We start from the raw sequence: 20,573 nt of genomic DNA, 5'->3' as shown, positions 1-20,573 counted from the left end.
CTGGTTCATGAGCAAAAATTAAGCCGATTTATAAACCAGTGCGCGCATGCCGGAGCGTAAGGCGAATGCGCCGTGCATGTATACGCCGCCTAACCAATAAGGCACATTGAAAATATCCGCATGGCGGTATTTGACCAGTCCAAATTCAGCCAAAAGCCCCTCAAAAAACATGCCGCCTATGGCCAATAAGATTGCCAATATGCACAGCCAGGCGCGCTCGTAAGTGAAACTTAGCCGAATAATAAAAGTGAGATAAAGAATAAAGCACAATAAAACAGGGTGAAAATTGCCAAAGCCGCTGAGCAGGTATGCACAGGAAAATGCGGTCAAATCTTCAAATAGGCTGCGCCAGCTTCCATGCGCGGTACTTAGCTTAATATCCAGTTTTTGATTGAGTATGCGGCTAACATAGAGGTAATTGATTGCCATAAATAAGAAGGCAATAAAAAACGCAGGAAAGACCCACCATGCTTGCTGGAATAATAAAGGGTGAGGGTAGCTAAGCGTTTGGGTAAATACATGATTGGCATCGCAGAGCGTGGCGACTATTGCGGCAAGCAAAGCTAAAGCAAAGATACCTGTTTTGTTGATGCTATAAGGCATTCCGTGTCCTAATTTTTTTTTGTTTTGATGGACTTTATTTATAGAGAATAGTTTGGTTTATAGCTATGTCATCTGGGGAAAATATTCAGATTAAAATGATATATGTATCAATAATCAAAGTGAAAGAAAATTCAATTTTTAAGCAATAAAATTCGACGATTAGGTTATTGAATTGTAGTATTATTCGAAATATAAATATTTTTAAATAAACTATTAAAAAATAAGGGGAAATGATGTCTTTAGGTGCTGTTTACTTATGGGAACCTGAAATTTTTACGGGAAATATGCCTGATATCAATTATTCAGAACGTACCGCTTATGAGTTGTATCAGAAATATCGAGGCACCAAGAGTAACGGTAATGCATTACAGTTATGGATTGATTATATCGTTGCAACAGTAACAGCTCCGCAATACAGTGAATTTTTTTCTGAAAAAGTACAAAAATGGGCTATAGGGTTACAACAAGGTGTAAAAGACCAAGCTTGGGCAATATTAGAAATAGAGAACTTTGATATTCTTGCACAAGGAGATGCGCTTTACCGTGTATTTTATGAAGCAGTGCAGGCATCGGGCATTGGTTTCTATGAGCCTTATTTTTCAGTTTGGGGAGTTGGTAATTCACAAATACCAGTAGGTGCAGTTGAAGGTGTACTTACTTCATTTTTAAAACCTTTAACAACAGATTCACAAATTTTTAATCTAGAAAAGATTGAACCGCCTCGTAATATAAAAAAAGCTGAAGAATTGGTACGGTTATGGGCAGCACAGCACCCATATGCAAAAAACTTAAAATTATATATTTACAATACTGGGCATGATTTTATTAGTCCAAGACGGAATGTTGAGCATCCTGAATTGGCACCAGATAAGGGGTATCGTGTGTGCTCTTTTGTTGATGAAGTTGAGGGTGTTTTTTACCAATTACAAATGCTATTAACAAGTATGTCAACAAGCCCAATGACTTCATTTACAATGGATTTAACCAATCATTTTATACCTCAAGAGCAAAAAAAATTATTAAAAGAGGAACTTATTTTAAGATTACGAAGTGAGGAGATTCGTACGCATCTCATAGATAGATTTGGAAGAAATGAAATTAAATATTTATTGGTTGGTCGTTGGGACGAGCAGACCAAAATCCGGAAATTTTTTAATGGATTTAATGGTTATGTCAGTTTTATTTTTGCACATTTGGGAAATGGAAATTTAAAAACATTACAGGCATGGGCATATGGAGATATGCCTGAGGATACTATCATTCAATTAAGTTATAAAGATAAGATGATGATTTATGCATTAAGTCTAGATCTAAACAGTTTATCTGACTGTTATGAAGCGTATAAGGACGAGTGCAGTAAAAAAGAATATGAAAAACAGGAATATTATGACAAGGCATTATCTGACTTAGAATATAACTATTCATTATATCAAGACACGATAGCATTAATAAGAGAAGCAGGGACTGCATTACCTGCTTATCAAAAGCAAACTTAATACTGAACATGTTGTTTGAACAAAGTGTCTAGATCATCCGTCTGCAACTGTTCCCGCATCTTTAAAAACTGCTTTTCATTCATCTCATAGAGTTTAAGTGAAAGCAGTTTTTTTATATCTTCCTCAGAAAAGCGGTATTTAATAATTTTTGCAGGGACACCGCCCACAACAGCATAAGGCGGTACATCTTTGGTCACTACAGCGCCTGTAGCCACCACAGCACCTTCGCCAAGCGTCACACCTTGCATAATCATGGCGCGTGAACCAATCCAGCAGCCGTCGCCAATGATTGTATCGCCAGCAGGCACAAAACTGCGTGTATCAAACGGAAAAGCCGAAATCCAGTCAGTACGGTGGAGTTGGTTGCCGCCCATCATAATCACGCACTCAGCGCCAAAACAGACGAAATTACCAATATGGAGCTGATCAATGGGTTTCTCTGCTGTTGCAGGCTTATCATGCAAATAACGCACGACACAGCGTTCAAAGCCCTGATCCCAATAAGCAGAGTAATATGAATAATTTCCCTTAATGTGAATGTTTGGATTTTTCACTGTTTTGGAAATGAATTCGAACTCACACCAGTGATTCACAGGAGAATTAATCAATTTTTCAGACATAGAACATAATTCGTTTAACGATGCACTGCGCTATTTTATATGACTGCCTGCAAAAGTCTAAATAATCTGTAAACGAATCAAATGTGCCGCATCGGTATGACGCATTCCATTCTTACGCGATGCTAGATAACGCTCTGTAATATCTTTTCCAGATAAATCTTCTACAACGAGATAGCGCAAATCCCACATTAAGTCGTGCAGTTGCTGTGTATTAAAAAACCCAATGATTGGTTCATTAAGTAAGTGTGTCACTTGACTGAGTAACATGGTGCCAAGGCGTTCAATGCCCTGTAAATTTTGATAAGGAATCGAATAGTCGAATACAACTTCACTTTCAGAAGCTGCAAATGCGGCAAGATCCCGCAGTGTGCTTAAAGTGGTTTCTGGCTTTAGATAATGAGTGGTGCCTAACCAAGAAAAGAATCCAAGTTCCTTCACATCATAGCTGCTGCGCTGAAGTGCATCGCTTATTTTTTCAGCTTCGAAGTTAATGGGGACAAATTCAACATTAGCTGGAATTTCCCCAAGTTGGCTTAAAGTTTTAATTTTTAATGCTTGAGTATCAGGGTGATCAAGTTCGTAAATCTTTACATCTGGGTAGTGGGCGGCAGCGCGTAAAGCAAAAGAATCTAATCCTGCTCCAATCATGACATATTGTTTTACACCGCGATCAAGAGCTTCAAATAACCAGTCTTCACTATAAAGCGAACGTGTTGCAACTTGCATAACAAGCAAGCCAAAAGTATGGCGAAAGCTCTGCGTTTGAAATACGCGCATTAAGGCTTTATTTGAGAGAAGCAATCGCCATGCGGGACTGGTCATCATCAATGCATAAGCATCATGAAAGATTGGCGGCCGATTGGCAAGGTTGTCATAGGCGCGAATAGCTGCTGCAGCTTGCGCAGTTTGACTGGCACTTTCTTTTTTCATTATTCAGCTCAATTATTTTATATGGGAAAATTGAATTAAAAGTGCTGAATACACAATGGTGGTTTAGGCCAATGTGAATTGAATGATATGGTCAATGATTTGGCGCTTTTAACACGAAAATGTTTGTTATCAATATCACTGGTCTTTGATGCGCAGCTTTGCGATTGGCGGCTTTAGGCCAAAAAAGCCCCTCAGTTGAGGGGCTTTAGATATTGAATCTTTAAATTTTAAAGATATTCAACTTTCACAATTTCGTATTCCACTTCACCTTGCGGAGTGACGATTTTTGCTTCGTCACCTTCATTTTTACTCAGCAGGCCGCGGGCAATAGGAGAGTTTACAGAGATCTTGTTGATCTTAAAGTCTGCTTCATCATCGCCGACAATCTTGTAGGTTTTTTGTTCTTCAGTGTCTAAGTTTTCAATGGTCACGGTTACACCAAAAACCACACGGCCATTTTGTTCAAGGACTTTCACATCAACCACTTGGCACGCGCCGAGTTTGCCTTCGATGTCTTGAATACGGCCTTCACAGAAACCTTGCTGTTCACGGGCAGCGTGGTATTCCGCGTTTTCTTTCAAATCCCCATGTTCACGCGCTTCAGCAATGGCTGCAATGATGCGTGGACGGTCAACACTTTTAAGTTGCTGTAATTCTTTCTCTAAGGCAATTTTGCCTTCGGGAGTCATAGGATAACGTTGCATTGTTGTCCCTCATAAATGGGTATGTAAAAAATACAGGTTTATAAAATAAAAAAGCCCGCCACCGATAAGGTGACGGGTCTTATCAGTAACTTAATTAACCTTTAGTCAGGTCTTGCAGGCGGTATACATCCATCGGCAATTTGATTGCTAAAGCTTGGCATACAGCGTCAGCGCCATTCAAAGTAGTTGTATGATACACCTTACCTTGAAGTGCAGAGCGGCGGATTGAGAATGAATCCTGCTGAGCTTGTTTACCTTCAGTCGTATTGATAATGAGGTGAATTTCGCCATTTTTCAAGCGGTCCACGATATTAGGACGGCCTTCTGTAACTTTGTTCACACGTTCACATTCAATACCTGCTTCTTTAATCACGTCATACGTGCCGCCAGTTGCAAGAATCTTGAAGCCAAAACCAGCAAGCTGTTTCGCAATGCCTGCTGCGCGTGGCTTGTCAGAGTCGCGTACAGAGATAAATGCATGCTTCACTTCGCCTTCTGTTGGAAGACCAGGTAAGCGTTCATTCGCACCTAAAACAGCTTTATAGAATGCTTCACCAAATGTTTTACCCACACCCATCACTTCGCCTGTAGATTTCATCTCAGGGCCAAGAATTGGGTCAACACCCGGGAACTTGTTGAATGGGAACACCGCTTCTTTTACAGAGAAGTGTTCAGGAATAATCTCGGTTGTGAAACCTTGTGACACTAGAGATTGACCCGCCATACAGCGTGCAGCAACTTTCGCTAAAGATTCGCCGATACATTTAGAAACGAACGGGACTGTACGTGATGCACGCGGGTTCACTTCTAAGATGTAAACGTCAGTGCCTTTAACTGCAAACTGTACGTTCATCAAACCAATTACGCCAAGCTCTTTTGCCATCGCGATGGTTTGACGGCGCATTTCGTCCTGAACTTCTTTAGATAAAGAGTAAGGAGGAATAGAACATGCTGAGTCACCTGAGTGAATGCCGGCTTGTTCGATGTGCTGCATGATGCCGCCAATTACAACATCTTTACCGTCAGATACGCAGTCTACGTCAACTTCGATTGCATCATCTAGGAAGCGGTCAAGAAGAACTGGCGCTTCGTTAGATGCTTGAACCGCATCACGTAAGTAGCGTTTCAATTCGTCATCGTTGTAAACGATTTCCATCGCACGGCCACCAAGTACATACGAAGGACGTACTACAAGTGGATAGCCAACTTTTGCTGCTTCAGCCATACCTTCTTCAGCAGATTTTACAATGCTGTTGTTTGGCTGACGAAGCTGCAGACGCTGGATCATTTGCTGGAAACGTTCACGGTCTTCTGCACGGTCAATCGCGTCTGGAGATGTACCGATAATTGGCGCACCAGCTTCTTCTAAAGCACGAGCCAATTTAAGCGGAGTTTGACCGCCGTACTGAACGATAATGCCTTTAGGCTTCTCGATACGCACGATTTCAAGTACATCTTCCAAAGTGATTGGTTCGAAGTACAAACGGTCTGATGTGTCGTAATCTGTAGAAACGGTTTCAGGGTTACAGTTCACCATGATGGTTTCATAGCCGTCATCACGCATTGCAAGGGCAGCGTGTACACAGCAGTAATCGAATTCGATACCTTGACCAATACGGTTAGGACCGCCGCCGATCACCATGATTTTGTCACGGTTAGACGGATTCGCTTCACATTCTTCATCGTAAGTTGAATACATGTAAGCTGTGTCAGATTCAAACTCTGCAGCACAGGTATCTACACGCTTGTAAACTGGAGTTACGCCCAAGTTCCAACGGTGTTTACGGAATTGTTTTTGTGAAATGCCCATCAAGTCCGCAATGCGAAGGTCAGATAAACCTTTACGCTTGAACGAACGGATGTTGTCCGCATTCAAATCACCAAAACCTAAAGTTTTGATTTGGTTTTCAGTTTTGATGATGTCTTCGATTTGAATCAAGAACCAACGGTCGATGTTTGTTGCAGCAAATACTTCATCTAAAGTAAAGCCGTGACGGAATGCATCGCCCACGTACCAAATACGCTCTGGACCTGGAACTTTCAATTCAACAAGAATTTTCTCACGTGCACCTTCAGTGCCCACTGCGATTTTCTCGTCAAAACCGCATGCGCCAACTTCAAGACCGCGAAGTGCTTTAGACACAGACTCTTGGAAGTTGCGGCCAATCGCCATCACTTCACCTACAGATTTCATCTGTGTAGTTAAGGTTGCGTCAGCTTGCGGGAATTTCTCGAAGTTAAAACGAGGAATTTTCGTAACAACATAGTCAATTGCTGGTTCGAAAGATGCAGGCGTTGTACCGCCAGTAATGTCGTTTTTCAACTCATCAAGGATATAACCAACAGCAAGTTTCGCTGCGATTTTTGCAATTGGGAAACCCGTTGCTTTAGACGCTAATGCTGACGAACGAGAAACACGCGGGTTCATCTCGATCACAACCATACGGCCGTCTTTCGGGTTAATACCGAACTGAACGTTTGAACCGCCAGTTTCTACACCAATTTCGCGAAGCACTGCTAAAGATGCGTTACGAAGTAACTGGAATTCTTTATCCGTCAATGTTTGCGCAGGAGCAACAGTGATTGAGTCACCTGTGTGCACGCCCATTGGGTCAAAGTTTTCAATGGTACATACAATGATACAGTTGTCGTTTTTGTCACGAACAACTTCCATTTCGTACTCTTTCCAGCCAATCAATGATTCATCGATCAATAATTGTTTCGTTGGAGAAAGATCGAAACCGCGTTCACAGATTTCAATGAATTCTTCACGGTTGTATGCGATACCGCCGCCTGAACCACCCATCGTGAATGATGGACGGATAATTACAGGGAAACCGAAACGCGCTTGAATTTCAAGTGCATGTTCCATGTCTTCTGCAACATCAGCGCGAGGGCATTCCAAACCGATTTTGCGCATTGCGATATCGAAAAGTTTACGGTCTTCCGCTTTTTCGATCGCTTCTTTGGTCGCGCCAATCAATTCAACATTGTATTTTTCTAAAATACCGTTGGCATCCAGTGCAAGGGCACAGTTCAATGCTGTTTGACCGCCCATTGTCGGAAGAACTGCATCTGGGCGTTCTTTCTCAATGATTGCAGCTACAGTCTGCCAAGTGATCGGCTCGATGTAAGTTGCGTCTGCCATAGCAGGGTCAGTCATAATGGTCGCTGGGTTAGAGTTGACCAAAATAACACGGTAGCCTTCTTCACGAAGGGCTTTACATGCTTGCGCACCTGAGTAGTCAAACTCACATGCCTGACCGATCACAATCGGACCAGCACCAATAATTAAGATGCTTTTAATGTCTGTACGTTTAGCCATGATGCTTCCTTAATTACTTCTTAGATGCTTCGATAAGTTCGATGAAATGATCGAACAGTGGTGCGCAGTCATGTGGACCAGGGCTTGCTTCAGGATGGCCTTGGAAGCTGAACGCTGGCTTGTCTGTACGATGCATGCCTTGCAAGGTTTGATCGAACAGTGATTTGTGCGTAGCTTTCAAGTTAGCCGGCAGCGAATCAGTATCTACTGCGAAGCCGTGGTTTTGAGAAGTAATCATCACAGTACCATCTTCAAGATTTTGTACAGGATGGTTAGCGCCGTGGTGGCCGTGCGGCATTTTTACCGTTTTTGCACCAGATGCAAGTGCAAGAATCTGATGACCTAAGCAAATGCCGAATACTGGAATTTCAGTCGTTTCTACAATTGTTTTTACAGCTTCAATTGCATAGTCACATGCAGCTGGATCGCCAGGGCCGTTTGACAGGAACACGCCATCTGGATTTAACGCAAGTACGTCAGCAGCAGGAGTTTGCGCAGGCACGACAGTCAATTTGCAGCCGCGGTCTGCGAGCATACGTAAGATGTTGGTTTTGACACCGTAATCGTATGCAACTACATGGAATTTAAGTTCAGGTTGGGAGAAACCTTTTCCAAGAGTCCAAGAACCTTCAGTCCATTCGAAACCTTCAGGGTCACAGCATTCTTTAGCGAGGTCTAAACCATTAAGACCGCCAAATGCACGCGCTTTAGCTAAAGCTTCTTCTTCTGTAATGTTTTCGCCGGCAAGAATGCAGCCATTTTGCGCGCCTTTGTCGCGCAAAATACGCGTTAATTTGCGCGTATCAATATCTGCAATCGCGACAACGTTATGTTCTTCTAAGTATTCGCCTAAAGATTGCGTTGATCGGAAGTTGCTATGCAATAAAGGCAGGTCACGAATGATCAATCCGTTGGCCCATACTTTATGAATTCGACCTGACTCAGCGTCTTCATCATTGCAGCCTGTATTACCAATATGCGGGTAAGTTAGTGTTACAAGCTGCTGTGCATAACTCGGGTCAGTCAAAATTTCTTGATAGCCAGTCATGGCAGTGTTGAAAACGACTTCACCAGTCGTACTACCCGATGCGCCAATTGAAGTACCTTTAAAAATAGTACCATCGGCAAGGGCTAAAATTGCTGGGGTGCTCAAACCAAAGCTCCTGAAATTTAGGCTGTAAAAAAGCGAGAAGACGAAAAAAAAGGAAGGCTATTATAAAACCTACCCTCCCTATGTCTGCTCGCTTGAACTTAACACGGCATTATACGCAGAAAGCCCTGTGAAGTCCATTCTATTTATCCTTTATATCGAAGATAAAGGGCTTGCATTTCAGCTGAAAGTTTGTTTTTTAGTCTTGCGAAAAATGTAAGCATTTAATTATTGTCTGACAAATCAGAAATTAAAATTTATCAAATTGAGCTAAGATTAAAAAGTAATCAATAACTATAGGTATAAGATCATGGCGGCATCACAAAAACAAAATGAAACTGCAAAAACGCTTAAAACCATTGCTGCAGATGGTGCAGAGCAGCTGGAACAGGCAGCGAAAGATGCAACTGGTCAAGTTGCAGAGGCCGTTGCTGAAAGCAAAGAAATCATTCAGGCGGAAGCAAAACAGCTGAATGCGAGTGTGCAGGATCAGCTGCGTCAGCTTAAACAAGATGTTCTGCAGAAAATTGAACAGCTGAAATTGCATTTAGGCTCATCACAAAAAGATTTAACAGAATTAAAGGACTTTGTGAAAACTGAGTTCAACGCTGTGATTGAAGATATTTCTAAGTTAAGTAAAGAGTTGAAAGAGGATGTAAGTCAAATTTCTTTGAAACACAAAGATCAATTGACAGAAACTTATAAGCGTTCAAAAGAGCATACCTTAGATGCATGGAAAAAAGTTTCAAGCGCTAAGCCGGAAGCTGATAAGTCAGAGGCTGGCGCTTAAATTTAGAAAACTGAATTTAATTTCAGCTTTTTCCGCAATAAAAGAGAGCAGTATGGTGATGTATTGCTCTCTTTTTTGCTATATTAATAATTCAATAAATTGAGCTGTTTGCATGGTTAATGTGGTTTGGGTTATATCGCGATAGCTGCAAAGCGTGAAAATAGTGTGAAAAACTGCGGTTAACTCAGATTGATTGAAGCTATAGAACGTTGGACATAAAAAAAGCAAAAGGATCGCCTTTTGCTTTCTTACAGCCTGCATTCAGTTTAGAACTGATGTAGCCAGTCACGCTTGTTATGAAAATCTGCATTTGGACTGCTATGCTGCATGGCATAGAAGTGATCGCCCTGAGTCGTTTTTAACACGGCGCTTAAGCCAATGTAGATATCGGACCACTTCAGTTTATGCAGCAGCATGAATTCGGTGAGGTCGATGCTGACATTCATTCCATAATGAGTGCGTTTCAGCTGATTCAGTTCAATATCATAAGCTGCTTTCGGCGGCATATCTTCAGGGTAGCGGTATTCTTCAAACTGATAAGCCTGCCATGCCTGAGAAGGGGAGAGGTTGATTTCACGGTAAAAATCTTCATTGTGCACGCCAATGAAAATTTCAAAACAGGTCTGTTCCCACAGAAAATCTTGACGCGGGTGGGATGCAGCAGGCTGAGGCCATTGCACAAACTGATTTGGGTCACGCAGCCAGAAGCCCACATTTAATGTAAATGGGCTTTGCTGCTCAATTGCGCCAACGAGTGAAATTGCTTCAAAACGGCGGTCAAATGCATTTAGATCATAACTGGCCATTTTATCAGTTAGTTAGATAAATGAGCATGACGAACAAGATTGGATAATTTTGCATTCTGTTTGGCTGCTTTTTTGTACAGCAATACAATTTTACCAATAGTCTGAACAATTTCTGCACCAGACGCTGCTGCAATTTCAGCAGTTAATGCAGCGCGCGCTTCGCGGTCTTCAGCAACTACTTTTACTTTAATCAGTTCGTGATCGTTTAATGCGCGAGCCAATTCTTCAATTACATTTTCAGTTAAGCCTTTGTCGCCCACCATCACAACTGGGTTAAGCGCATGTCCGATTTGACGCAAACGCTTACGTTCTTGAATAGATAAAGCCGCCATAAATGTAACCTGATTTTAAAAACGGCTTAGTATAGCAAATGCAAAGATTAAACGCTTTAAATTCTCTGAAAATATCGATGCAAATTATTGAAAAAAACTGGCATGAAACCTCGATTTAGATACACATGTATACTGCAAATACGGTGTTTTTCACGTACAATCAAGGATTAGAAGTTTATTTTATTTAGAGAGTTATGGCGACGCGCATTACCAACCAAAAATTATCCAAGAGCAGCCGCGACTGGATGCGGGAACATTTAGATGATCCTTTTGTTAAAAAGGCGCAAAAGGAAGGTTATCGCGCGCGCGCCGCTTACAAGCTTCTTGAAATTCAAGAAAAATATAAACTGATTAAACCGGGCATGACTGTGGTGGATTTGGGCGCTGCGCCTGGAAGCTGGTCGCAGATTGCCGGCAAGCTGGTGGGCGATAAGGGCTTGGTGATTGCATCCGATATTTTAGAAATGGATGCGCTGCCAGATGTGACTTTCCTGCAAGGCGACTTCAGGGAAGAAGAAGTGTTCGAAAAATTGTTAAATATTTTAAATGGACGCACGGTAGACGTTGTAATTTCTGATATGGCCCCCAATACATCAGGTAATAAGGCTGTAGATCAACCGCGCCAAATTTATTTGTGCGAGCTTGCACTGGATTTTGCGACCAAAGTGCTTGGCCCCAAAGGCCAATTTGTCGTAAAAGTTTTCCAAGGAACCGGTTTTGATGAGTTCCGCAAGCAGGTCGTTGATAATTTTGATGTATTGAAGACAGCAAAACCGGCGGCGTCGCGTGCCCGATCTAAAGAAGTATTTCTGATTGGACAAGGGCGTAAGAAGGGTTTCAAGTAAAGTCTGCTTGCCAATACGTTAAAAATTGTGCATTTTGTACCTTTTTAACTTATTGCAAAGCTGGTCTGCAGCGTAAATATTAGGGTCAACCCCTTGGTTGGGCATGATCGAATTAGATTGATATGGGAATAAAGCTTTGAGCGATCTTTTTAAGAATGCCGTATTGTGGCTCATTATACTGGGTGTGCTGGTGCTCATTTTCAGCAACGTCAGTGACCGGAGTCAGCCGACAGCAATGAACTATTCAGAGTTCGTGGCAGCGGTGAATGCTGGTCAAATTAAACAAGTCACAATTGATGGCGAAAGAATCCGCGGCGAAAAGTCGAACGGTTCTGAATTTGAAAGTATTCGTCCAGCGGTTCAAGATCCGGAACTGATGCCGAACCTGATTAAAAACAACGTTGTTGTTGAAGGCACAGCGCCTCAGCGCCAAGGATTGTTAATGCAGCTTCTCATTGCCAGCTTCCCTGTGCTTCTAATCATTTTGCTGTTCATGTTCTTTATGCGCAACATGGGCGGCGGTGCAGGCGGTAAGAATGGCCCAATGAGCTTCGGCAAGTCTAAAGCGAAAATGCTGTCTGAAGATCAAATTAAGGTCACTTTTACAGATGTTGCCGGCTGTGATGAAGCGAAACAAGAAGTTGTAGAAATCGTTGATTTCTTAAAAGACCCTGCGAAATTCAAGCGTTTGGGCGCAACAATTCCTAAAGGCGTATTGATGGTTGGCCCTCCAGGTACGGGTAAGACATTGCTTGCAAAAGCAATTGCCGGCGAAGCGAAAGTGCCATTCTTCAGTATTTCCGGTTCTGACTTTGTGGAAATGTTTGTCGGTGTCGGCGCATCACGTGTCCGTGATATGTTCGAACAAGCGAAACGCCATGCGCCATGTATTATTTTCATTGATGAAATTGATGCTGTGGGCCGTCACCGCGGTTCAGGTACAGGCGGCGGGCATGATGAGCGTGAACAGACCCTGAACCAGATGCTGGTGGAAATGGATGGCTTTGAAGGCAATGAAGGCATTATTGTCATCGCTGCGACAAACCGTGCAGATGTGCTGGATAAAGCCCTGCTTCGTCCTGGCCGTTTTGACCGCCAAGTGATGGTGGGCTTGCCGGATATTAAAGGCCGCGAGCAGATCTTAAATGTTCATTTGAAGAAATTGCCGTCTATCACCGGTGTTGATGTGAAAGTGCTTGCACGCGGTACACCGGGATTCTCTGGTGCGCAGCTGGCAAACCTTGTGAATGAAGCCGCACTGTTTGCTGCCCGCCGCAATAAAAATACGGTCGATATGCATGACTTTGAAGATGCAAAAGACAAGCTGTACATGGGGCCTGAACGCAAATCAATGGTGCTTCGTGAAGAAGAGCGCCGTGCGACTGCCTATCATGAAGCCGGTCATGCAATTGTTGCAGAAATTTTGCCGGGTACAGATCCTGTCCATAAAGTGACAATTATGCCGCGTGGCTGGGCGCTGGGTGTGACATGGCAGCTGCCGGAGCATGACCAAACCAGTCATTACAAAGACAAAATGCTGAACGAACTTTCAATTTTGTTTGGCGGCCGTATTGCAGAGGAAGTCTTCATTAATCAAATGTCGACTGGCGCTTCGAATGACTTTGAACGTGCAACGAAAATGGCGCGCGCAATGGTGACTAAATACGGCATGTCTGAAAAGCTGGGTGTAATGGTTTACGAAGAAGACACACAGCAGTCGTTCATGGGCAGCATCGGCAGCCGTACGATTTCGGAAGCAACACAGCAGCAAGTTGATGCTGAAGTGCGCCGCATTATTGATGAACAGTACCGTGTCGCGCGTGATATTTTGGAAAATAACAAAGATATCGCGCATGCCATGGTGAAAGCTTTGCTTGAGTGGGAAACCATCGACCGTGAGCAAATCCGTGACATTATGGAAGGCCGTGAGCCGCAGCCGCCAAAAGTGTACGTGGCTGATAATCCTGTGATTGATGTTGTGCCGACTGATGGCCCAGCAACGCCGCCGCCTTTGCCAGCAAGCTAATTTAACACTGTAAAAATAAGATGAAAAAAGCCCCAAGCAATTGGGGCTTTTTTATTGCTGAGAAAACAGCTGAATCTGGTCAGTATGGTACTACGGGATATTTATAGTGCAGCCCTTTGGCGGCAGTGCATGAATGTTCTTGAAAAGATTTCAGCCCAGTCAGAATTAAAATTGCTAAAATGCCCACAGAATACGAGGAGTATATCAATGCAGCTGATGCCTTTGCCCAATAAAATCTTAAAGTGCGGCCATTTAGAATTGGATTTATCTGTACCGCATATCATGGGGATTTTAAATGTTACGCCAGATTCATTCAGTGATGGCGGGAAGCATAATGGCAAAGCGCAGGCGGTAGCGCATGCAGAACAGATGATTGCCGATGGCGCAACTGTTATTGATGTTGGCGGTGAATCTACCCGCCCAGGCGCTTCACCGGTGAAGATTGAAGAGGAAATTGACCGTGTAGTGCCTGTAGTGGAAGAATTGGCAAAACTGAATGTGGTCATTTCTATCGATACATCACAGCCAGAAGTGATTCAGGCGGCAGTCAAGGCCGGTGCGCATATTTGGAATGATGTGCGCGCGCTGACGCGCCCGCAGGCTTTAGAAACGGCAGCGCTGCTGAATATTCCTGTCATGATTATGCATATGCGCGGTGAGCCGACTACCATGAATAATCTGGATCAGTATGATGATGTTACATTGGATGTCATTGCTGAGCTCAAGCAGCGTATTGACGATGCCTTGGCTGCAGGGGTTCGGTCGGAAAATATTATCATTGATCCAGGGTTTGGCTTTGCCAAAAATGCATCGCAGAATTTAAAGCTGCTGAACGAGTTTTATAAATTGCATGTACTGGGCTACCCAATCTTATCTGCTTTATCGCGCAAGCGCTTTATCGGTGAGGCCCTGAAGGGGGCTGATGCGCAAAACCGCGCTGTCGGCTCTGTTGCCGCGCATATGTTCAGTATCCAGCAGGGGGCATGCATGGTGCGGGCCCACGATGTGAAAGCGATGTCTGATGCGGTAAGCATGTGGCAGGCCATGCAGTCGGCCAGCTAGAAGGCGGCAGGCGCTGAGTGCGGGAAAATGTTTTATGTGTTTTATTTGGTAATTCTGTATAGGTATGTTATATAAGCACGCTTAGTTTTAGTGTGTTCAGAGTGCCTGTATGTTTGCAGATTTACTTCTCCCAATGTTTGATGATGATTATTACCCAGATATTCTGGTTGCAGAAGTAAAGCAATGCGTTGAACAGTTTGCCAAAAAACTGTCTAAACCAGAGTTGACGGAACATGACATTTATCATTTTGCACATGAAGCGGTCATTTCAATTAATGCGATGAAGCCGCAGTTTGAAGATCTGGATTCTTCTTTGGATGATACCGCTGCGGACTATATTGCCGAAGCCATGATGATGGCTGCTCAAGCAGAAGGCTATATGGATATTGAAATGGAAGAACTGGTTGCCAATAGAGAGTGGTAAAGCACTCTCTATTTTTTTGATATTTCAATCACGGCTTTTCTATTCAGTATTCACAGCTCATCCAGCCACTCAGTAAGATGACAGGTTTTATTGAGATGCTCTTCTGCGATTCCATCTACAGTCATCGAATATTCATCATTTTTCATGTCTGCATCTGCCGTTAAATAAAGCCAAAACTTATTATATTTTTGCATGAGCTTTCGAATGTACTGTTCATCAGCCGGATGATTAAATTTGAGCTTAAATTCAGCATCCATGGTTTGGCAGCTGTGGAGATAGAGCTGATTATTTTTTTCCAGCAGCGTGCCGGGAAAGAGATCATAGAACTGTTCTTGATCAGCCAGTGACGATGTGATGTCTTTTGCAGAAGCATGATGTGATAAGCACAGAAATAGGCTGATGGCGAGATATTGAATGATCTTCATTTTATTCTTCTTTCATTTGTTGAGTTTCAGGCATAAAAAAACCAGCAAACTGCTGGGTATTTTATTGCACCATTTTAACAAAATTTAAAATGGTGCCCGAGGCCAGACTCGAACTGGCACGCTTTGTGGGCGGGGGATTTTAAATCCCCTGTGTCTACCGATTTCACCACTCGGGCATGTGCGCAATAATAGTGGACGAACTTGTGCTTGGCAAGCATAAATCCGAACATTTGATTTAATTACAGCCAAAACATCCATTTATATTTAAAAATGCTGGAATACATATGGGAAAATTAAAATAATGCGCTGTGTAATGCGTGGCGCAGTAAGCGCTTATAGCAGTGCGTCTAAGAGTCCAAGAAAACAGGCATAATCTGTTTCAGCAACTCAAGCCTAGGTTCTCAGCAGAGCATCCGGCCAGGCATTTGAATTGCCCTGTTACTTCATGAGTTCATCTAAATAAGTATCTAAGTTGGTATGCTTGAAGCTTTTGCACAGCTGGTTTTCAAAGCGCATGGTTTGCGCATGCAATTCTTGCAGCTGTTTTAATTTTTGTTTTAAAAATTGTGCCCGGTCTGCGCTGCGTTTGCAGAAAAAGAGCTGGAACTTCAGCCTTAAAATTTGCTTATAAGACCAAAAGCAGATACGGCGTGTTTCCTGCAAGTAATGGAATTGCAGATTGTCACTGTGTTCGCGGAATAGATTTTCTTTATAAAAGCGCACAAAGCCAAAACTCATGGTAAAAAAGAACAGCACTGACTGCAAAAAGCCGCTTTCGATATAGGCAATATTCAGGGCTTGCAGCAGAATAATGCCTGCCAGTTTAAGGGGGGTATTGCACAGCTGCTTATAAAGAGAGATTGAGCTGTGCTTCATTTGCTTAATGATCAGCGGCGCAATGAGCATGAAAAACAGCATAATTGCTAAAACGGCTAAACCTTCCGCGCGAAACTTCCCTAAATGTGGCCATGCGGATTGAAAATAAGCGCCTAGACTCATACTAATCGACACGAAAATCATGGCTGCTAGTATCCAAGGGATAAGCTCTTTCAATTCATCCAGCATGCCTTTGGTTTTCATCATGCCGTAAAAAATATAATTGCGTTTGAATGCAGCAGGGTGGAGCAATTTCAGCTGCTCTAGAAAGAGGGCGGCCTGTTTATCTTTAATCATGCAATGTGCAGTGTGGAAAAATGTGCTAAACAATATAATTTATTTTTTGTCTAATGGTGTGTTTTTTTCTCGCTAAAAGCGCTGATTCAGGCCAAAGATTGAGATATTCCACTTTTAGCGCCAGAAGTATGAGAAAATACGTTTTTATACCCGTATTGAAAGGCAAGCTATGGCTGTGCAATCTCCTGAAAATTTAAGTGATATTGAAATCTTAGATATTTTAACCTCCATGAAAAATGATGAGCTGAATACAGAAGCGAAAAACATTATCCGTGAGGGCGGTAAAGCTGGACGTCAGGAGTCGCATAAACAAGCTTTAGTGGCTTTAAATCATTCTTTCGAAGATAAATTTGTTGAAGCGGTGACTTTGGCATTGCAGCTGAACGAAGGCCAAAGCAAAAAAATCCGCTATAAAAAAGACCGCATCCGCATTTTAAAAGCGCGCGGAATTGATTATATGGCTATCGACGGCGCGGAAACAGCGCAAGTACTGTCACAAATCTTTCAGGCTATTACGCGTGAAGATGCTGTTGTTACGCATGATTTGCATAATATCTTCCCATTTTGGAAAGAAGGCTGGCCAATGGTTCAATTTGATAATGCCTATTCTATCCTTGCAGAAGACATTACAATTCATTATCAAGCCGTTTTAGATGTATTGATCAGCAAGCATTGACCATGCTGCAAAAATGCAGAAAATTTTCAATGAAAAAGCGCCACCTTAGGCGCTTTTTTATGGCTGGCATTTTGTTAGCCCATTGTTGAGTGAAAGAGCATAATCTTAAATAGCAGTCCTGCAGCCAGCATGACCAAACAGGGCTGTGTATTCAACTGATTGTCTGCAAGTCCGTACGGCAGATCTGCAGAAGGTGCAAGCGGAGCAACGCTTTTCAATCCTTACAATTTAGAATTTATCGCGATGAACTATACAGCGGGAGCATAAAAGAAAATCAACGAACGCTATAGATTTTATGCACATTTAAAATGAATCACGATTAAATAATTAAAGTACTGTTTAAAATTAATGAGTAACGGAATTTAAATTTTTTATTGAGCGGAATTGTTAATGCCGTTATGCACATGGCTTTGCAGCTGCAGCAGCGATTATGGATTTGTGCTTTTTATTTTTATAAAAAAAGAACCGGATTAATCCGATTCTTCCTGAGAAGCTTCTGGCTGTTCCAGCAGGCGGGTGACCAGCAATTGGTCAATTTTAAAATGATCGACATCGACCACTTCAAATTTGTAACCGCCAAAAATAACAGCATCTGCTGGACGTGGAATTTTACGAAGCTTATACATCATAAATCCAGCAAGAGTTTCGTAATTGTCAGTGTCCGGCATTTCATCAATCGCGAGCGCATGCATGAGGTCTTCAATTGGTGTGCTGCCTTCAATCAGCCATGAATTATTGTCGCGCTTGATAATTTGCTGATCGGCTTCTATTGGCGTGACCCAATCGCCCATCACCGTAATCATGATGTCAGAGAGGGTAATAACCCCGACCACCAGCGCATATTCGTTAATTACTACGGCAAATTTTTCTTTGGTTGAACGGAAACGGTCCAGCAGTTCAGACAGTGTTAAAGTATCGGGGATCGTCAGTACATTACGAATGGTATTTTCATTAAGCTGAAGCAAAGACTGATTGTTTAAAATGCGCACTAAAATATCTTTAGCATCCACATAGCCAATCACGTCATCAATATTTTCACTGCAGACCAAAAATTTGGAATATGGAAATTCCGCAAGCTTCTGCCGAATGCTGGCTTCAGATTCTTTTAGCGTAAAGAACACCACATTTTCACGGGTGGTCATGCTGGATGGCACATTGCGCTCTTCCAGCTCAAATACATTTTCAATGAAATGATGTTCCTGCTTTTGCAGTACGCCAGCCTGCGCACCGGCATCCATCACGGCAGAAATATCATCAAAGGTAATGTTATCTTCACGTGTTGTGTTGACTTTAAACAGGCGGAACAGCAAGTTGGCAATCGCGTTGATGAACCAGGCCAAAGGCTTGCAGGCTACAATGAACACTTGAATCGGATTAATCACCGAAACTGCAATTTTTTCAGGCGCAATCATGGCCAAGCGTTTAGGCATGAGGTCTGCGAACAGAATGAACAATGAAGTGACCAAGGTGAATGATAGCGCAAAGCCAATGGATTCTGCCCAAGGGCCTTGATAAAAGCGGGAAACGAATTCAAGGAAATAGGGGCGGAAAGCGCCTTCTCCTAAGATACCGCCTAAAATTGCGACAGCATTCAGGCCAATTTGCGAGGCAGCAAAGAAATCAGCAGAGTTTTCCTGCAAATCCAGCACTTTTTGGGCGCGTTCATCACCGGATTCTGCCAAGATTTTCAGTTTAACTTTACGCGCGCCAGCAAGAGCGATTTCCGTTAAAGATAAAAAACCGGCTCCCGCAATGAGGATGACGATAATTACAATATTTTGGAAGAGGCTCACGAATCCACCTGCGGATCATCATTATTATGAATATTTTTAACATAAAAAAACCTGAGGGAATAAGTCAATTATTTCCTCAGGCTCTAGTATAGGCTTAAAAAAGAAGAATTTAAGAAAAATAATGCTCAATAGTGTGAAAATTGAGAGTTATTCATCAAAAACTCGCGGTTTTCTTCTTCAATCATTTGGCGGGCAACATACAAAATCAGCTGGCGCAGCCAACGGTGTGCAGGGTGATGATGCAATAGCGGGCACCATGCCATTTTTAATTCAAATTCTGGAATATAAAAAGGCGGATCTTTAAGCAGTAAATTTTGGCTCTTGGCTTGCAGGCGGGCTATACGGGTTGGCAGCGTTGCCACTAAATCAACATTAGACGCGAGTAATCCCGGCATTTGATAATGACGGGTAAACACCGAAATTTTCCGCTTTTGTCCAATCCGCTCTAAAGCCTGATCAATCCAGCCCAGGCCAGCTTGCTTTTCTGGATTGACCCCGAAACCGACGCCCATGCCAGTTTTAGAAACCCAAATATGCTGTGCATCCAAATAGCTTTTTAAATTGAGATTGCCGGCAGCAGGATGCTTATTGTTCAGCAGGCAAGAAAAACTGTCACGCCAAACTAAAACTTGGTGAAAGCTTTGCGGAATTTCGTTAAAGCGGTTAATGGCCAAATCAACTTTGCCTTGTTCCATGTCACGGTATGACACATCACTCGGGGTTAAAAAGTCGAGTACGACATTTGGAGCTTCAGAACGCAAAGCTTTGACTAGCCGTGGAACTAAAGTGGCCTCAGCATAATCAGAGGTCATGATGCGGAAAACGCGGTTAGAGGTATAAGGCCGGAACTCAGTGCGCGGTTCCAGAATCATGGATAAGTCAGCAAGCGCGTCACGGATGCGCGGCTGCAATTCTAAAGCGCGCTCTGTAGGCGTCATGCCTTCAGAAGAACGGATTAAAAGCGGATCATTAAATAAATTACGCAAACGCCGTAAAATGTTGCTCATTGCCGGTTGGGTCACCCCCAACTGTTCAGCTGCACGCGTTACATTTTTTTCACGAAGAAGAACGTCAAGGTAAATTAGTAGATTAAGATCGACCCGCTCCAGATTCATAAAATAAATACCGAAAATAAAATCATGAAATTATTTTGATTATGCCATAAGCCATCCCCCTTGTGTGAGAAACTGATGAAAATAAAGCCGTCTATTTACCGCGGCATTTATGCAGTCTAATGCATATCTGCCGTGTAAAAAGCGGAATAAAACTGGGTGTTTTTCCCCATTTTTCAGCATCTGCAGATCATCTTTCCTGCAGGTCAATTTGATGGGCCTTTATTTCTGAAATGGCATATTTTCAGCTGCCGCCTGTATAAATAGAAAGCATTGCAATT

General features: G+C 42.8%; 19 protein-coding genes and 1 tRNA gene. 7 read left to right on the top strand and 13 right to left on the bottom strand.

The genetic code is table 11. The features are described 5' to 3' along the window. Nucleotides 1-18: 18 nt before the first annotated feature. Complete coding sequence (locus tag OKC24_RS06490; protein WP_130146412.1) at nt 19-603, bottom strand: hypothetical protein; 585 nt, start codon at nt 601-603, stop codon at nt 19-21. A gap of 233 nt (nt 604-836) precedes the next feature. On the opposite strand from OKC24_RS06490, the gene OKC24_RS06485 reads away from it, so the two are divergent. After that, nucleotides 837-2,099, top strand: coding sequence for a hypothetical protein (locus OKC24_RS06485; RefSeq protein ID WP_131277799.1), 1,263 nt, complete (start codon nt 837-839; stop codon nt 2,097-2,099). Here the strand turns inward: OKC24_RS06485 and OKC24_RS06480 are convergent. From OKC24_RS06480 to carA, 5 genes are all read right to left on the bottom strand, one after another. Beyond that, nucleotides 2,096-2,719 carry a CatB-related O-acetyltransferase gene (locus tag OKC24_RS06480; protein WP_131277797.1) on the bottom strand — a complete coding sequence of 208 codons (624 nt, stop codon included), beginning with the start codon at nt 2,717-2,719 and terminating at the stop codon, nt 2,096-2,098. The two genes, OKC24_RS06485 and OKC24_RS06480, sit on opposite strands and share 4 nt — an antisense overlap. Before the next feature lie 57 nt (nt 2,720-2,776). Further along, nucleotides 2,777-3,649, bottom strand: coding sequence for a class I SAM-dependent methyltransferase (locus OKC24_RS06475; protein WP_131277795.1), 873 nt, complete (start codon nt 3,647-3,649; stop codon nt 2,777-2,779). 227 nt (nt 3,650-3,876) lie between these two features. Beyond that, a complete protein-coding gene (gene greA, locus OKC24_RS06470) occupies nt 3,877-4,353 on the bottom strand; it encodes a transcription elongation factor GreA (protein WP_130146406.1) in 477 nt (158 codons plus the stop codon). 94 nt (nt 4,354-4,447) lie between these two features. Next, nucleotides 4,448-7,678, bottom strand: a complete 3,231-nt coding sequence (gene carB, locus OKC24_RS06465; protein WP_265464890.1) for a carbamoyl-phosphate synthase large subunit — start codon at nt 7,676-7,678, stop codon at nt 4,448-4,450. 13 nt (nt 7,679-7,691) lie between these two features. Beyond that, nucleotides 7,692-8,831, bottom strand: a complete 1,140-nt coding sequence (carA, locus tag OKC24_RS06460) for a glutamine-hydrolyzing carbamoyl-phosphate synthase small subunit (RefSeq protein WP_265464889.1) — start codon at nt 8,829-8,831, stop codon at nt 7,692-7,694. Between the two features lie 307 nt (nt 8,832-9,138). Between carA and OKC24_RS06455 the strand changes: the two genes are divergently transcribed. Further along, nucleotides 9,139-9,618: a hypothetical protein gene (locus OKC24_RS06455; RefSeq protein ID WP_265464888.1), complete on the top strand. Its 480-nt coding sequence runs from the start codon at nt 9,139-9,141 to the stop codon at nt 9,616-9,618. Between the two features lie 266 nt (nt 9,619-9,884). On the opposite strand, the gene OKC24_RS06450 is transcribed toward OKC24_RS06455, so the two are convergent. Together OKC24_RS06450 and yhbY are read right to left on the bottom strand one after the other, a co-directional pair. Beyond that, nucleotides 9,885-10,424, bottom strand: coding sequence for a DOMON-like domain-containing protein (locus tag OKC24_RS06450; RefSeq protein ID WP_130146398.1), 540 nt, complete (start codon nt 10,422-10,424; stop codon nt 9,885-9,887). An 8-nt stretch (nt 10,425-10,432) separates the two neighbouring features. Beyond that, on the bottom strand, nt 10,433-10,756 hold the full coding sequence (yhbY, locus tag OKC24_RS06445; RefSeq protein ID WP_005011404.1) for a ribosome assembly RNA-binding protein YhbY: 324 nt from the start codon (nt 10,754-10,756) through the stop codon (nt 10,433-10,435). Nucleotides 10,757-10,950: 194 nt separating this feature from the next. On the opposite strand from yhbY, the gene rlmE reads away from it, so the two are divergent. The 4 genes from rlmE (at nt 10,951) to OKC24_RS06425 (ending at nt 15,113) form a co-directional block, all read left to right on the top strand. After that, a complete protein-coding gene (rlmE, locus tag OKC24_RS06440) occupies nt 10,951-11,601 on the top strand; it encodes a 23S rRNA (uridine(2552)-2'-O)-methyltransferase RlmE (protein ID WP_005011401.1) in 651 nt (216 codons plus the stop codon). Between the two features lie 136 nt (nt 11,602-11,737). Next, on the top strand, nt 11,738-13,627 hold the full coding sequence (ftsH, locus tag OKC24_RS06435; protein ID WP_130146394.1) for an ATP-dependent zinc metalloprotease FtsH: 1,890 nt from the start codon (nt 11,738-11,740) through the stop codon (nt 13,625-13,627). Between the two features lie 207 nt (nt 13,628-13,834). Beyond that, nucleotides 13,835-14,689: a dihydropteroate synthase gene (gene folP, locus OKC24_RS06430; protein ID WP_130146392.1), complete on the top strand. Its 855-nt coding sequence runs from the start codon at nt 13,835-13,837 to the stop codon at nt 14,687-14,689. 109 nt (nt 14,690-14,798) lie between these two features. Continuing rightward, a complete protein-coding gene (locus OKC24_RS06425) occupies nt 14,799-15,113 on the top strand; it encodes a DUF5713 family protein (RefSeq protein WP_005011383.1) in 315 nt (104 codons plus the stop codon). 50 nt (nt 15,114-15,163) lie between these two features. On the opposite strand, the gene OKC24_RS06420 is transcribed toward OKC24_RS06425, so the two are convergent. From OKC24_RS06420 to OKC24_RS06410, 3 genes are all read right to left on the bottom strand, one after another. Beyond that, on the bottom strand, nt 15,164-15,538 hold the full coding sequence (locus OKC24_RS06420) for a hypothetical protein (protein ID WP_130146390.1): 375 nt from the start codon (nt 15,536-15,538) through the stop codon (nt 15,164-15,166). Nucleotides 15,539-15,628: 90 nt separating this feature from the next. Beyond that, nucleotides 15,629-15,714 (bottom strand) — tRNA-Leu (locus OKC24_RS06415). Nucleotides 15,715-15,976: 262 nt separating this feature from the next. Next, nucleotides 15,977-16,711: a hypothetical protein gene (locus OKC24_RS06410; protein ID WP_130146388.1), complete on the bottom strand. Its 735-nt coding sequence runs from the start codon at nt 16,709-16,711 to the stop codon at nt 15,977-15,979. 169 nt (nt 16,712-16,880) lie between these two features. Between OKC24_RS06410 and OKC24_RS06405 the strand changes: the two genes are divergently transcribed. Further along, a complete protein-coding gene (locus tag OKC24_RS06405) occupies nt 16,881-17,387 on the top strand; it encodes a hypothetical protein (RefSeq protein WP_130146386.1) in 507 nt (168 codons plus the stop codon). Nucleotides 17,388-17,857: 470 nt separating this feature from the next. Here the strand turns inward: OKC24_RS06405 and paeA are convergent, their stop codons facing one another. Further along, nucleotides 17,858-19,180: a polyamine export protein PaeA gene (gene paeA, locus OKC24_RS06400; RefSeq protein WP_130146384.1), complete on the bottom strand. Its 1,323-nt coding sequence runs from the start codon at nt 19,178-19,180 to the stop codon at nt 17,858-17,860. 125 nt (nt 19,181-19,305) lie between these two features. Beyond that, nucleotides 19,306-20,295, bottom strand: a complete 990-nt coding sequence (locus OKC24_RS06395) for a LysR family transcriptional regulator (RefSeq protein WP_005011371.1) — start codon at nt 20,293-20,295, stop codon at nt 19,306-19,308. Between the last annotated feature and the right edge of the window lie 278 nt (nt 20,296-20,573).

Origin of the sequence: Acinetobacter entericus, from assembly GCF_026168575.1 — a bacterium.
In the GTDB taxonomy this organism is placed as follows: domain Bacteria; phylum Pseudomonadota; class Gammaproteobacteria; order Pseudomonadales; family Moraxellaceae; genus Acinetobacter; species Acinetobacter bouvetii.
Note: the sequence above shows the minus strand (reverse complement) of the source record. Positions and strands in the feature narration are given on the sequence as shown.

Coding starts and splice junctions, on each gene's coding strand:
- OKC24_RS06490 (WP_130146412.1), bottom strand. CDS start 603: ATGCCTTATAGCATCAACAAAACAGGTATCTTTGCTTTAGCTTTGCTT.
- OKC24_RS06485 (WP_131277799.1), top strand. CDS start 837: ATGTCTTTAGGTGCTGTTTACTTATGGGAACCTGAAATTTTTACGGGA.
- OKC24_RS06480 (WP_131277797.1), bottom strand. CDS start 2,719: ATGTCTGAAAAATTGATTAATTCTCCTGTGAATCACTGGTGTGAGTTC.
- OKC24_RS06475 (WP_131277795.1), bottom strand. CDS start 3,649: ATGAAAAAAGAAAGTGCCAGTCAAACTGCGCAAGCTGCAGCAGCTATT.
- greA (WP_130146406.1), bottom strand. CDS start 4,353: ATGCAACGTTATCCTATGACTCCCGAAGGCAAAATTGCCTTAGAGAAA.
- carB (WP_265464890.1), bottom strand. CDS start 7,678: ATGGCTAAACGTACAGACATTAAAAGCATCTTAATTATTGGTGCTGGT.
- OKC24_RS06455 (WP_265464888.1), top strand. CDS start 9,139: ATGGCGGCATCACAAAAACAAAATGAAACTGCAAAAACGCTTAAAACC.
- OKC24_RS06450 (WP_130146398.1), bottom strand. CDS start 10,424: ATGGCCAGTTATGATCTAAATGCATTTGACCGCCGTTTTGAAGCAATT.
- yhbY (WP_005011404.1), bottom strand. CDS start 10,756: ATGGCGGCTTTATCTATTCAAGAACGTAAGCGTTTGCGTCAAATCGGA.
- rlmE (WP_005011401.1), top strand. CDS start 10,951: ATGGCGACGCGCATTACCAACCAAAAATTATCCAAGAGCAGCCGCGAC.
- folP (WP_130146392.1), top strand. CDS start 13,835: ATGCAGCTGATGCCTTTGCCCAATAAAATCTTAAAGTGCGGCCATTTA.
- OKC24_RS06425 (WP_005011383.1), top strand. CDS start 14,799: ATGTTTGCAGATTTACTTCTCCCAATGTTTGATGATGATTATTACCCA.
- OKC24_RS06420 (WP_130146390.1), bottom strand. CDS start 15,538: ATGAAGATCATTCAATATCTCGCCATCAGCCTATTTCTGTGCTTATCA.
- OKC24_RS06410 (WP_130146388.1), bottom strand. CDS start 16,711: ATGATTAAAGATAAACAGGCCGCCCTCTTTCTAGAGCAGCTGAAATTG.
- OKC24_RS06405 (WP_130146386.1), top strand. CDS start 16,881: ATGGCTGTGCAATCTCCTGAAAATTTAAGTGATATTGAAATCTTAGAT.
- OKC24_RS06395 (WP_005011371.1), bottom strand. CDS start 20,295: ATGAATCTGGAGCGGGTCGATCTTAATCTACTAATTTACCTTGACGTT.